Source organism: Pseudomonas sp. G3-19 (genome assembly GCF_054855875.1).
In genome coordinates, this window is the sequence record NZ_JBMPIQ010000003.1 from 3670253 (window position 1) to 3682719 (window position 12467).

Genomic DNA, 12467 nt, shown 5'->3' on the forward strand with positions numbered 1-12467 from the left:
TACGCGATCACCTGTAGGAGTGAGCCTGCTCGCGATGAAGTCACCGCGGTGCGACTGGCACTCCACAGGAGCCGAACCCTCAAATATTCTGCCGATCACCCTTCGGATCGAAGAACACCGAAGACACAATCTCCGCCTCGATCACGCTGCCATCGGCCAGCGGCGCGAACACCCGCTCGCCCATGCGCTTCAGACCGCCCTTGACCACGCCCATGGCAAACGAATAGCCGAGGGAGTTGTGCGCGTAGCTGGAGGTCACGTGGCCGACCATGGTCATCGGGATCGCCTGCTTGGTGTTGAACACCAGTTGCGCGCCTTCCGGCAGCCAGACGTTCGGATCGATCGGCTTCAGGCCCACCAGTTGCTTGCGCTGATCCTTCACGCAGTCTTCACGGTTCATGCCGCGCTGGCCGATCCACGAGAACGGTTTGGTGCGACCGACGCACCAGCCCATGTTCAGGTCGTCCGGAGTCATCGAGCCGTCGGTGTCCTGACCGACGATGATGAAACCTTTCTCGGCGCGCAGAACGTGCATGGTTTCAGTGCCGTACGGCGTCAGGTTGTACTGCTTGCCAGCCTCGACGATTTTCTCCAGCACGCCCATCGCGTAGTCGGCCTGCACGTTGACTTCGTACGACAGCTCACCGGTGAACGAGATACGGAACACCCGCGCCGGCACACCGCCGACCAGACCTTCTTTCCAGGTCATGAACGGGAAGGCTTCGTTGCTCAGATCGATGTCGGTCACGGCGCTGAGCAGCTTGCGGCTGTTCGGCCCGGACAGGGTCATGGTCGCCCAATGGTCGGTGACGGAAGTGAAGTACACCTTCATCTCCGGCCATTCGGTCTGGTGGTACAGCTCCAGCCATTGTAGGACGCGCGCGGCGCCGCCCGTGGTGGTGGTCATGACGAAATGGTTGTCGGCCAGACACGCCGTCACCCCGTCGTCGAAGACCATGCCGTCTTCTTTGCACATCAGGCCGTAACGGGCCTTGCCCACGTCGAGCTTGGTCCAGGCGTTGGTGTAAACGCGGTTGAGGAACTCGCGGGCATCCGGGCCTTGAATATCGATCTTGCCGAGGGTCGAGGCGTCGAGCAGGCCGACGCTGTCGCGCACGGCTTTGCATTCGCGCTTCACCGCGGCGTGCATGTCTTCACCGTTTTTTGGGAAGTACCACGGACGTTTCCACTGGCCGACGTCTTCAAACTCGGCGCCGTTTTTCAGGTGCCATTGATGCAGTGCGGTGTAGCGCACCGGTTCGAAAATGTGCCCACAGTGACGACCGGCTACCGCGCCGAACGTTACCGGCGTGTAGTTGGGGCGGAACATCGTGGTGCCCATCTGCGGGATGGTCACGTTCAGCGAACGGGCGGCGATGGCCAGGCCGTTGACGTTGCCGAGCTTGCCCTGATCGGTGCCGAAACCCAGCGCGGTGTAGCGTTTGACGTGTTCGACCGACTCGAAACCTTCGCGGGTCGCCAGTTCGATGGCGGCGGCGGTGACGTCGTTCTGCAGGTCGACGAATTGCTTCGGCGCACGCGAGGTGCCCTTCTCGTGCGGCACCTGGAACAGCGCCAGGGTCGCTTCTTCGAGACGGCTCAGCGCTTTTGGCAGCGTGCCTTCGACCACCGCAAAACCGGCTTCACTGGCAGCGCGTGCGCCACCTTCGAAACCATCGGCCAGCGAATCTCCGAGGCCGTAAACGCCGTTGATGCCGCCGACGCACACACGCTTCTGCGGTGCTTCGCCCGGTACGAAACCGAGGATGTCTTCACGCCAGATCGGCTTGCCACCGAGGTGCGAAGCCAGGTGCACGACAGGGCTGTAACCGCCGGAACTGGCGATCACGTCGCAGTCGAGCCATTCGCCCGGGCTGGTCACGGTGTGCGCTTTGACGTCAATCGCGGCGATGCGGGCAGCGGTGACGCGCTTGCTGCCACGGGCCTCGATCACGGCGCTGCCGGTGAGGATGCGAATGCCTTTGGCGCGGGCTTCTTCCACCAGCGCACCACGCGGATTGCTCCGTGCATCGGCGATGGCCACCACTTGCAGGCTGGCGTCGAGCCAATCCAGCGCCACGCGATAGGCGTGATCGTTGTTGGTGGTCAGCACCAGCTTCTTGCCCGGTGCCACACCGTAACGGCGCACGTAAGTCGAGACCGCACCGGCGAGCATGTTGCCCGGCACGTCGTTGTTGCCGTAGACCAGCGGACGCTCGTGGGCGCCGGTCGCCAGTACTACACGCTTGGCGCGAACCCGGTGGATGCGCTGACGCACCTGACCGATTGGCGCACGGTCACCGAGGTGATCGGTGAGGCGTTCGTGAATGGTCAGGAAGTTGTGGTCGTGGTAGCCGTTGACCGTGGCGCGCGGCAACAGCAGCACGTCCGGGGTGTTTTTCAATTCAGCGATAACGCTGGCCACCCACTCGATCGCCGGTTTGCCATCGAGGCTTTCGCGGGAATCGAGCAGACTGCCGCCGAACTCTTCCTGCTCATCGGCGAGGATCACCCGCGCACCGCTGCGTGCAGCCGCCAGGGCCGCGGCGAGCCCGGCAGGGCCGGCGCCGACGATCAGCACGTCGCAGTGCTGGTTCATGTAGTCGTAGGTGTCCGGATCGACTTCGGTCGGCGAACGGCCAAGCCCTGCAGCCTTGCGAATGTACTTCTCGTAGGTCATCCAGAACGATTGCGGGTACATGAAGGTTTTGTAGTAGAAACCCGGCGGCATCAGCTTGCCGCCGACCTTGCCGAGAATCCCCATCATGTCGTTGTTGACGCTCGGCCAGCCGTTGGTGCTGGTGGCGACCAGGCCTTGATACAGCGCCTGTTGCGTGGCGCGCACGTTGGGAATCTGCGTGGCTTCGGTGGCACCGATCTGCAGCACGGCGTTCGGCTCTTCGGCACCGGCGGCGAAGATCCCGCGTGGACGCGAATACTTGAAGCTGCGGCCGATGATGTCGACGCCGTTGGCGATCAGTGCCGAGGCCAACGAGTCGCCCTCGAAGCCTTTGTAGCTCTGACCGTTGAAGGTGAAGCTCAGCACTTTGTTGCGGTCGATCCGTCCACCGTTGGACAGGCGATTGGTCTGGCTCATACCTTCTCTCCCAGCGCCGTCGTGGCTGTTTTCGCCGTATCAGCCTTGTCGGTGAATTGCGGCTTGGTGCCGATCTTGTAGGTTTCGAGAATCTCGTAGGTCACGGTGTCGCGGGTGACGTTGAAGTACTGGCGGCAACCGGCGACGTGATCCCACAGTTCGTGGTGCAGACCACGCGGGTTGTCGCGGAAGAACATGTAATCGCCCCACTCTTCATCGGTGCAGGCGGCAGGATCCAGCGGACGCGGGATGTGCGCCTGACCGGATGCATGGAATTCCTCTTCGGAGCGCAGTTCGCCGCAGTGAGGACAGAAGATATGCAACATGGGGATTTCTCCTGTTAGTGGGCGACGGCAGCAGCGCCGTGTTCGTCGATGAGTGCGCCGTTGTGGAAACGGTCGATGGAAAACGGTGCAGCCAATGGGTGCATTTCACCCTTAGCCAGGCTGGCGGCAAACACGTTGCCCGAGCCAGGTGTGGCCTTGAAGCCACCGGTGCCCCAACCGCAGTTGAAGAACATGTTCGGCACCGGGGTTTTCGAAATGATCGGGCAGGCGTCCGGGGTGGTGTCGACGATGCCGCCCCACTGACGGTTCATGCGCACCCGCGACAGCACCGGGAACATCTCGACGATGGCCTGGATGGTGTGCTCGATCACCGGGTACGAACCGCGCTGACCATAGCCGTTGTAGCCGTCGATACCGGCGCCGATCACCAGGTCGCCCTTGTCGGACTGGCTGATGTAACCGTGCACGGCGTTGGACATGATCACGCTGTCGATAATCGGTTTGATCGGCTCGGACACCAGCGCTTGCAGCGGGTGGGATTCGATCGGCAGACGGAAACCGGCGAGCTTGGCCATGTGCCCGGAGTTACCGGCGGTGACCACACCGACACGCTTGGCGCCGATGAAACCCTTGTTGGTTTCAACGCCGATGCACACGCCGTTTTCCTTGCGGAAACCGATCACTTCGGTCTGCTGGATCAGATCCACGCCCAAGGCGTCGGCGGCACGGGCAAAGCCCCAGGCCACGGCGTCGTGACGAGCGACGCCACCACGACGCTGAACGGTCGCGCCCATCACCGGGTAGCGGGTGTTTTTCGAGCAGTCGAGGTACGGAATCTCGTCGGCCACTTGCTTGGCATTGAGCAGTTCGCCATCGACGCCGTTGAGGCGGTTGGCACTGACCCGACGCTCGGAATCACGGATGTCCTGCAGGGTGTGGCAAAGGTTGTAGACACCGCGCTGGGAGAACATCACGTTGTAGTTCAGATCCTGCGACAGACCTTCCCACAGTTTCATCGCGTGTTCGTACAGGTGCGCCGACTCGTCCCACAGGTAGTTCGAGCGAACGATGGTGGTGTTGCGCGCGGTGTTACCGCCGCCCAGCCAGCCCTTCTCGACCACGGCGACGTTGGTGATGCCGTGCTCTTTCGCCAGGTAGTAGGCGGTCGCCAGACCGTGCCCGCCGCCGCCGACGATGACCACGTCGTAGACCTTCTTCGGCGTCGGCGTGCGCCACATGCGCTGCCAGTTCTCGTGGTGGCTGAGGGAGTGTTTGAAGAGGCCGAAGCCCGAATAGCGTTGCATAGTCATTTACTCCAAACCGCTCAGCGATAAACCGGGTAGTCGGCGCACAGTGCCGCGACGTTCTTGGCCACATTCGCTTCAACGTCGGCGTCACCGAGGTTGTCGAGGATGTCGCAGATCCAGCCGGCCAGCACTTCGCACTGGGCGACCTTGAAGCCGCGGGTGGTGACGGCCGGGGTGCCGATACGCAGGCCCGAGGTCACGAATGGCGACTGCGGGTCGTTCGGCACGGCGTTCTTGTTGACGGTGATGTGCGCACGGCCGAGGGCAGCGTCAGCATCTTTGCCGGTCAGGCCCTGACGGATCAGGCTGACCAGGAACAGGTGGTTGTCGGTGCCGCCGGACACTACATCGTAGCCACGTTTGATAAACACGCTGGCCATCGCCTTGGCGTTGTCGATCACTTGCTGCTGATAGGCCTTGAAGCCGGGCTCCAGCGCTTCCTTGAAACACACGGCTTTACCGGCGATGACGTGCATCAGCGGGCCGCCCTGGGCCCCGGGGAATACTGCGGCGTTGAGCTTCTTCTCGATCTCTTCGTTGGACTTGGCCAGGATCAGCCCGCCACGCGGACCGCGCAGGGTTTTGTGGGTGGTGGTGGTGACCACGTCGGCGTACGGCAGCGGGTTCGGGTACAGGCCAGCAGCGACCAGACCGGCAACGTGGGCCATGTCGACGAACAGCAGCGCACCGACCTTGTCGGCGATCTGACGGAAGCGCGGGAAGTCCAGGGTCTTGGAGTAGGCGGAGAACCCGGCAACGATCATCTTCGGCTTGCACTCGACGGCCAGACGCTCGACTTCGTCGTAATCGATCAGCCCGGTATCGGTGTTGATGCCGTACTGCACCGCGTTGTACAGCTTGCCCGAGGACGACACTTTGGCGCCGTGGGTCAGGTGACCGCCGTGGGCCAGGCTCATGCCGAGAATGGTGTCGCCCGGCTGGATCAGCGCCAGGTACACGGCGCTGTTGGCGGAGGAGCCGGAGTGCGGCTGGACGTTGGCGTAATCGGCGCCGAACAGCTGCTTGGCGCGTTCGATGGCCAGCGCTTCGACTTTATCCACATGCTCGCAGCCGCCGTAGTAGCGCTTGCCCGGATAACCTTCGGCGTATTTGTTGGTCAGGCCGCTGCCCTGCGCTTGCATGACGCGTTTGCTGGTGTAGTTCTCCGACGCGATCAGCTCAATGTGATCTTCCTGACGTTGCTCCTCGGCATTCATCGCCGCCAGCAGTGCATCGTCGTAACCCTGGATCTGGTCTTGCTTGCTGAACATCGCGTCTCTCCCAGCGGCATCTGTGCGCCATTCGTCTCGGTAAGGCACTGGCAATGAAGGCAGTGCCCTTTGATGCCGATGGTATGACCGGCGCAGACAGCTCAAATGCCTGCGGACGCCACGCAAAGGTGCGTTTACGACATGGCCTGAAATGGTTGGTCGGACACATCATCCAAAACTGCGGAGATCCCCTGTGGGAGCGGGCTTGCTCGCGAAGAGGTCGTGTCAGTCGACATCAATACCGCCTGACACACCGCTTTCGCGAGCAAGCCCGCTCCCACAGGGGTCAGGTGTATGCCGTGCGGATGGCGAGCAACAGGAGGAAATGCAGGGGGTAGAGTGCGTACGCCCAGCGGCGCATGGGCAGGGGATGGGTAGACCCGAAGTGTCGCAACAGGAACATGCCGAGCAATGGCGCACCCAGACACGCCGCGATGCCGATTACCGCGACGACGTTACCGAATACGGCAGCCTCATACAGCACCCGCCACTGATTCCCCGCCAGACACACCAGCCCCGGCAGCAGGCCGAAATACCCGGGGCGACGGATCACCCACAGCAGCGCCAGCGGCAGCAACACGCCAAACACGCCGAACATCAGCCATTGCGACAACAGCGCCGCCAGCAGCAAGGCACCGACGCCCAACAGTCGTGACAGCAGCGTCCGGTCCTGCCAGCCCCGCGCCACCAGCAACCCCAGCGCTAGGGTGGGCATCACGTTCAAGGTGTCGGGATCAGGAATGTACAAGCGGTAGGGAATTTCGCTGACCGCACTGAACAGCAGCAGCCAGCCCAGATAGCGCCACTCGGTCTTCTGCGCACCGGCCCTGGCAAGATTCGCCGCCATCGCCAGGCAGAACCACGGGAACGCCAGACGTCCCGGCACATACAGCCAATCGGCGCTGATCCCGACATATCGCAGGTGATCGAGCAGCATGCTCAGCAGCGCCAGCCACTTGAGCAGATCCAGCGCGCCGTCGCGTTTAGTCACGTGCATAATCGGGTAACAAACTGGTAATTTTCTGACAGCGACATCCCGTGTGCTCCCCGGAAGATCTTCGGTAAAGTGCGCACCCTCATTGACCACGAGCCTTCACAAGAGTCTCGACCACGGAAGCCGGCCATGACCGACAAGAGCCAACAATTCGCCAGCGACAACTACTCCGGTATCTGCCCTGAAGCCTGGGCCGCCATGGAACAGGCCAACCACGGCCACCAGCGCGCTTATGGCGACGATGAATGGACCGCACGTGCGGCCGACCATTTCCGCAAGCTGTTCGAAACCGACTGCGAAGTGTTTTTCGCCTTCAACGGCACCGCCGCCAACTCGCTGGCGCTGTCGTCACTGTGCCAGAGTTACCACAGCGTGATCTGCTCGGAAACCGCCCACGTCGAAACCGACGAATGCGGCGCGCCGGAATTCTTCTCCAACGGCTCGAAACTGCTGATCGCTGGCACCGAAAACGGCAAGATCACCCCGCAGTCGATCCGCGAAGTCGCGCTCAAGCGCCAGGACATCCACTACCCCAAACCGCGCGTCGTGACCCTGACCCAGGCCACTGAAGTCGGCAGCGTCTACACCCCGGAAGAAGTCCGCGCCATCAGCGCCACCTGCAAAGAGCTGGGCCTGCACCTGCACATGGACGGCGCGCGTTTCTCCAACGCCTGCGCATTCCTCGGCTGCTCGCCGGCCGACCTGACCTGGAAGGCCGGCGTCGATGTGCTGTGCTTCGGCGGTACGAAAAACGGCATGGCCGTGGGTGAAGCGATTCTGTTCTTCAACCACAAACTGGCCGAAGACTTCGATTACCGCTGCAAGCAGGCCGGGCAACTGGCGTCGAAAATGCGCTTCCTCTCGGCACCGTGGGTCGGCATCCTCGAAAACGACGCCTGGCTCAAATACGCCCGCCACGCCAACCACTGCGCGCAACTGCTGGCCGAGCTGGTCAGCGACATTCCGGGCGTGGAACTGATGTTCCCGGTGCAGGCCAACGGCGTATTCCTGCAACTCTCGGAACCGGCCATCGCCGCGCTGACCGCGAAAAACTGGCGCTTCTACACCTTCATCGGCAAGGGCGGCGCACGCTTCATGTGCTCGTGGGACACCGAAGAAGAACGCGTACGCGAACTGGCCCGCGACATTCGCGAAGTCATGTCCGCCTGATTCCTTGAGCCGATAAGATCCCCTGTGGTGAGGGGATTTATCCCCGATAGGCTGCGCAGCAGCCCCAAAACCTGCCATTGAGTTTCTGTCTGACAGAGACTGATTCAGACTTTGGGCCTGCTGCGCAGGCCATCGGGGATAAATCCCCTCGCCACAAAGTTACACCCCACCTTACGTGTTTGCCTCTTGGTCTACATTGTCTGTCGAGCCCTCCGCTCACATAACAATAAGCAGGAGCATCGGCATGTCGCTACAAGGCAAAACCCTGTTCATCACCGGCGCCAGCCGTGGCATCGGGCGTGAGATTGCTCTGCGGGCCGCGAAGGACGGGGCCAATATCGTGATTGCGGCCAAAAGCGCCGAAGCCCACCCCAAACTGCCTGGCACCATCCACAGCGTAGCCAAGGAAGTCGAAGCCGCTGGCGGCAAGGCATTGGCCCTGCAAGTCAATGTGCGTGATGAAGACGCGGTGCGCAATGCGCTGGCCCAGGCCAACGAGCATTTCGGCGGCATCGATGCGCTGGTCAATAACGCCGGGGCGATCAAGTTGACTGGCGTGCAGCACATCGAACTCAAGCGTTTCGACCTGATGCACCAGATCAACACCCGCGCGGTACTGCTGTGCAGCCAGGCCGCCCTGCCCTATCTGAAGAAATCCGCCGGACACATTCTCAACTTGTCGCCACCGCTGAACATGGCGAACAAGTGGTTTGCCCAGTTCAGCCCGTATACGGTGACCAAGTACGGCATGAGCATGTTGACCGTGGGCATGAGCGAGGAATTCGCCAGTTACGGCATCAGCGTCAATTCACTGTGGCCACAGACGATGATTGCCACCGCCGCCATCGAATTTCAGCTGGGCAACCGCGAGTCGTTCAAGCATGCGCGCACGCCAGCGATCATGGCGGATGCGGCGCACGTGATCCTGGGAAGCAGCGCACGACAGATCACTGGACGGCTACTTATCGACGAAGAAATTTTGCGTGAGCACGGCGTGACTGAGTTCAAGCATTACCGGTTCGAACCGGGGAGCGATGCGGCGTTGATGACGGATTTGTTTATCGACTGAAAAGCCCCTCACCCTAACCCTCTCCCGGAGGGAGAGGGGACTGATTGGGGGATATTTGAGAATTACCCCGACCTGAATCTGCTTTACCGAATCCATAATCGATAAGGTCTTTCAGGGTCGATGTATAGCGCCAGACACCTCGGTCGGCCCCCTCTCCCTCTGGGAGAGGGCTGGGGTGAGGGGCAAGCCGTACGCAAAATTCGCCCCAGCTCAGAATTCGATTCTGACGTCGCCCTTCGGCACGCTGCAGCACGACAAGATAAAACCTTCCGCCTCGTCGTCCTCGGTAATCCCGCCGTTGTGCTCCATCTCCACTTCACCGCCGAGCTTGAGCACCTTGCACGTGCCGCAGATCCCCATACCGCAAGCTTTCGGGATCATCAGGCCAAGCTTGGCCGCCGCCGCGTGCACGGTTTCGCCCGGGGCCACGCGAATGCTTTTGCCGGACGCGGTGAATTCGACCTGATGCAGATCCGCTGCATCGATTTCCGGCGCATCGGCTGCCTGCTCGGCTTGCTCCACCGCATCGGCACGAGCTTCCGGTGGCGTGGCACCGAAGGATTCCTCGTGATAACGCGACATGTCGTAACCGGCCACTTCCAGCAGGCGCTTGACCGCGTTCATGTACGGCGTCGGGCCGCAGCAGAACACTTCGCGCTCAAGGAAGTCCGGCACCATCAGTTCGAGCATCTTGTGATTGAGGTAGCCGCGATAACCGGCCCACGGCTCGCCCAGCCCGTGTTTCTCGCAGATCAGGTGCAGGCTGAAGTTGTCGATTCGCGACGCCATGTGTTCCAGCTCGCGGTGGTAAATGATGTCTTTCGGCGAGCGCGCGCTGTGGATAAAGGTCATGTCGACGTTGGCGTTGGTGTCGTAGAACCAGCGCGCCATCGACATGCACGGGGTGATCCCCACGCCACCGCTGAGATACAGCACTTTCGGACTCGGAAAGTCGATGGCGTTGAACAGCCCGACCGGGCCGTGCACCGCCAGCTCCTGGCCTTCATGCAGGGTGTCATGCAGCCAGTTGGAGACCTTGCCGCCCGGCACACGCTTGATGGTCACCGAGAAGCTGTACGGCACCGACGGCGAACTGGAAATGGTGTACGAGCGCATGATCGGCTGGCCGTCGATTTCCAGCTCCAGGGTCACGAACTGCCCGGGCTTGAAGAAGAACAGGATCGGCTGGTCGGCCATGAAACAGAAGGTGCGCACGTCCCAGGTTTCCTGGATGACTTTGACGCAACGGACGATGTGTCGGCCATTGGCCCAGGTCTGGGTGGTGACCGGATTCAGGAAGCTGTTGGACATGCTGTTCTCCACGGCCGACTGTCGGCCTTCATGTGGCGATTCTGCGTATAGCGTGAACCGTCCGTTTACCTATCCGCGACATCGGCATACTTATCGCGACCAGCCCCCAACCGCCGGGGGTTGCGCGTCGGGAACAGATTGCACCATGTCGCCCATGGATAAGGTTCCGGCCAGCGCCGGCCCCACACTCGCCCCACACCAAGACGAATTCTTTACACCTTGCGTAGCAACCCTGATCAGCCACTTTCGCGGCCACGCAGATGGCCTTGAGGAATACATCGATGGACGTCACCGCAAAAATCAGCCTGGGCGATCCGCTGGAACCCGCACGCAAGGCCACCGCACAGATGCTGCAGGAGCGCGAGCGCACTTTCTCGCTGCCGCAGCCGTTCTACAGTGACGAGCGCCTGTTCGATATCGACATGCAGGAGATCTTCCAGAAAGAGTGGTTGATCGCCGGCATGACCTGCGAGATCCCGGCCAAGGGCAACTACCTGACTCTGCAGGTCGGCAAGAACCCGATCATCGTCATTCGTGGCGCCGACGGCGTGGTGCATGCGTTCCACAACGTCTGCCGCCACCGTGGCTCGCGCCTGTGCACCAGCGAAAAGGGCAAGGTTGCCAAACTGGTCTGCCACTACCACCAGTGGACCTACGAACTGGACGGGCGCCTGCTGTTCGCCGGCACCGAGATGGGCGCCGACTTCGACATGAAGCAGTACGGCCTCAAACCGGTGAACGTGAAGACTGCCGGCGGCTACATTTTCATCAGCCTGGCGGAGAATCCGCCGGCCATCGATGACTTCCTGTCGACGCTGAACCACTACATGGAACCGTACGACATGGAGAACACCAAGGTGGCGATCACCACCACCTTGATGGAAAAGGCCAATTGGAAACTGGTGCTGGAAAACAACCGCGAGTGCTACCACTGCAACGCGTCGCACCCGGAACTGCTGAAAACCCTGCTGGAATGGGACGACGTCACCGACCCGCGTGCCGATCAGGCGTTCAAGGATCACGTCGCCGCCTCCGCCGCGGCGTGGGAAGCCGAGAAAATTCCTTATGCACACGCCAGTTTCGGCCTGCGCAACCGCATCGTGCGCATGCCGCTGCTCAAGGGCACCGTATCTATGACCCTGGACGGCAAACAGGGCTGCGCCAAACTGATGGGCCGGATCAAGAACCCGGATCTCGGTTCGATGCGCATCCTGCACCTGCCGCACTCGTGGAACCACTGCATGGGCGACCACATCATCGTCTTCACCGTATGGCCGATCAGCGCCCAGGAAACCATGGTCACCACCAAATGGCTGGTGCACAAGGATGCGGTCGAAGGCGTGGATTACGACGTCGAGCGCATGCGCCAGGTGTGGGACGCGACCAACGACCAGGACCGGCGTCTGGCCGAAGAAAACCAGCGCGGGATCAACTCCACGGCTTATCAGCCAGGGCCGTACTCGAAGACCTATGAATTTGGTGTGGTCAACTTCGTGGACTGGTACAGCGAGCGGATGCTGAGCAACCTTGGTGCGGAACCTGCGCCGTACCTCAAGGGCGTGCCGGTTCAGGGTTGAAAATCGCCAGTGCCGACAATAAAAAACCGCGAGCACGCTCGCGGTTTTTTTTATTGCAGCCGTGGCACCGTTACCAGTTCCAGGATCTGATGATGCTCTGCGCCGCCTCGAAGATATTGTTCACATCAGCGGCACTCGGCGGACGTTTATAGTCCGGGTCGATTTTTCTTTGCAGCGCATCGTACAAACCATCGATCTTTTCTTCGGTTCGTTTCTTGTCGCGAAGTCGAAGAGCATCGAGCTTTGCTTTATTTGCATCAAGCGCCCGATTTTCTTCAAGATTGATTGCGCGACACCACTCGCCTTCAATAGGATCGATAAACGGCGGTGGCCCGATGGGTTTAAATGGTTTGATCATTAAACACCTCACAGACCATAAAATGG

General features: G+C 61.2%; 10 protein-coding genes. 3 read left to right on the forward strand and 7 right to left on the reverse strand.

Going from position 1 to position 12467, the window contains the following annotated elements:
• Positions 1–79 precede the first annotated feature (79 nt).
• The 5 genes from ACOYXI_RS16920 to ACOYXI_RS16940 form a co-directional block, all read right to left on the reverse strand.
• The gene (locus tag ACOYXI_RS16920; protein WP_027610663.1) at positions 80–3097 is read right to left on the reverse strand and encodes a sarcosine oxidase subunit alpha; all 3018 of its coding nucleotides are present in this window, start codon (positions 3095–3097) and stop codon (positions 80–82) included.
• Positions 3094–3423 (reverse strand): sarcosine oxidase subunit delta, encoded by a 330-nt coding sequence (locus tag ACOYXI_RS16925; protein ID WP_007962600.1) that lies wholly within the window; start codon positions 3421–3423, stop codon positions 3094–3096. The genes ACOYXI_RS16920 and ACOYXI_RS16925 overlap by 4 nt, the downstream gene beginning before the upstream one ends.
• Before the next feature lie 14 nt (positions 3424–3437).
• Positions 3438–4688, reverse strand: a complete 1251-nt coding sequence (locus tag ACOYXI_RS16930) for a sarcosine oxidase subunit beta (protein WP_003206307.1) — start codon at positions 4686–4688, stop codon at positions 3438–3440.
• Between the two features lie 20 nt (positions 4689–4708).
• Positions 4709–5962, reverse strand: coding sequence for a serine hydroxymethyltransferase (glyA, locus tag ACOYXI_RS16935; protein ID WP_027610662.1), 1254 nt, complete (start codon positions 5960–5962; stop codon positions 4709–4711).
• A 286-nt stretch (positions 5963–6248) separates the two neighbouring features.
• On the reverse strand, positions 6249–6959 hold the full coding sequence (locus ACOYXI_RS16940; protein WP_098965975.1) for a TraX family protein: 711 nt from the start codon (positions 6957–6959) through the stop codon (positions 6249–6251).
• A gap of 126 nt (positions 6960–7085) precedes the next feature.
• Between ACOYXI_RS16940 and ACOYXI_RS16945 the strand changes: the two genes are divergently transcribed.
• Together ACOYXI_RS16945 and ACOYXI_RS16950 are read left to right on the forward strand one after the other, a co-directional pair.
• On the forward strand, positions 7086–8126 hold the full coding sequence (locus ACOYXI_RS16945) for a threonine aldolase family protein (protein WP_016772826.1): 1041 nt from the start codon (positions 7086–7088) through the stop codon (positions 8124–8126).
• A 244-nt stretch (positions 8127–8370) separates the two neighbouring features.
• Positions 8371–9195, forward strand: a complete 825-nt coding sequence (locus ACOYXI_RS16950; protein ID WP_461675078.1) for an SDR family oxidoreductase — start codon at positions 8371–8373, stop codon at positions 9193–9195.
• 210 nt (positions 9196–9405) lie between these two features.
• Here the strand turns inward: ACOYXI_RS16950 and gbcB are convergent, their stop codons facing one another.
• Positions 9406–10506 (reverse strand): glycine-betaine demethylase subunit GbcB, encoded by a 1101-nt coding sequence (gene gbcB / locus ACOYXI_RS16955; RefSeq protein WP_123532446.1) that lies wholly within the window; start codon positions 10504–10506, stop codon positions 9406–9408.
• A gap of 281 nt (positions 10507–10787) precedes the next feature.
• Between gbcB and gbcA the strand changes: the two genes are divergently transcribed.
• On the forward strand, positions 10788–12083 hold the full coding sequence (gene gbcA / locus ACOYXI_RS16960) for a glycine-betaine demethylase subunit GbcA (RefSeq protein WP_115986006.1): 1296 nt from the start codon (positions 10788–10790) through the stop codon (positions 12081–12083).
• 70 nt (positions 12084–12153) lie between these two features.
• Here the strand turns inward: gbcA and ACOYXI_RS16965 are convergent, their stop codons facing one another.
• A complete protein-coding gene (locus ACOYXI_RS16965; RefSeq protein WP_064589561.1) occupies positions 12154–12441 on the reverse strand; it encodes a hypothetical protein in 288 nt (95 codons plus the stop codon).
• Between the last annotated feature and the right edge of the window lie 26 nt (positions 12442–12467).

Excerpts from the sequence above, each read along its gene's own strand:
- ACOYXI_RS16965 (WP_064589561.1), bottom strand. The coding sequence starts at position 12,441 with ATGATCAAACCATTTAAACCCATCGGGCCACCGCCGTTTATCGATCCT.
- gbcA (WP_115986006.1), top strand. The coding sequence starts at position 10,788 with ATGGACGTCACCGCAAAAATCAGCCTGGGCGATCCGCTGGAACCCGCA.
- ACOYXI_RS16950 (WP_461675078.1), top strand. The coding sequence starts at position 8,371 with ATGTCGCTACAAGGCAAAACCCTGTTCATCACCGGCGCCAGCCGTGGC.
- glyA (WP_027610662.1), bottom strand. The coding sequence starts at position 5,962 with ATGTTCAGCAAGCAAGACCAGATCCAGGGTTACGACGATGCACTGCTG.
- ACOYXI_RS16930 (WP_003206307.1), bottom strand. The coding sequence starts at position 4,688 with ATGCAACGCTATTCGGGCTTCGGCCTCTTCAAACACTCCCTCAGCCAC.
- ACOYXI_RS16940 (WP_098965975.1), bottom strand. The coding sequence starts at position 6,959 with ATGCACGTGACTAAACGCGACGGCGCGCTGGATCTGCTCAAGTGGCTG.
- ACOYXI_RS16945 (WP_016772826.1), top strand. The coding sequence starts at position 7,086 with ATGACCGACAAGAGCCAACAATTCGCCAGCGACAACTACTCCGGTATC.
- gbcB (WP_123532446.1), bottom strand. The coding sequence starts at position 10,506 with ATGTCCAACAGCTTCCTGAATCCGGTCACCACCCAGACCTGGGCCAAT.
- ACOYXI_RS16925 (WP_007962600.1), bottom strand. The coding sequence starts at position 3,423 with ATGTTGCATATCTTCTGTCCTCACTGCGGCGAACTGCGCTCCGAAGAG.
- ACOYXI_RS16920 (WP_027610663.1), bottom strand. The coding sequence starts at position 3,097 with ATGAGCCAGACCAATCGCCTGTCCAACGGTGGACGGATCGACCGCAAC.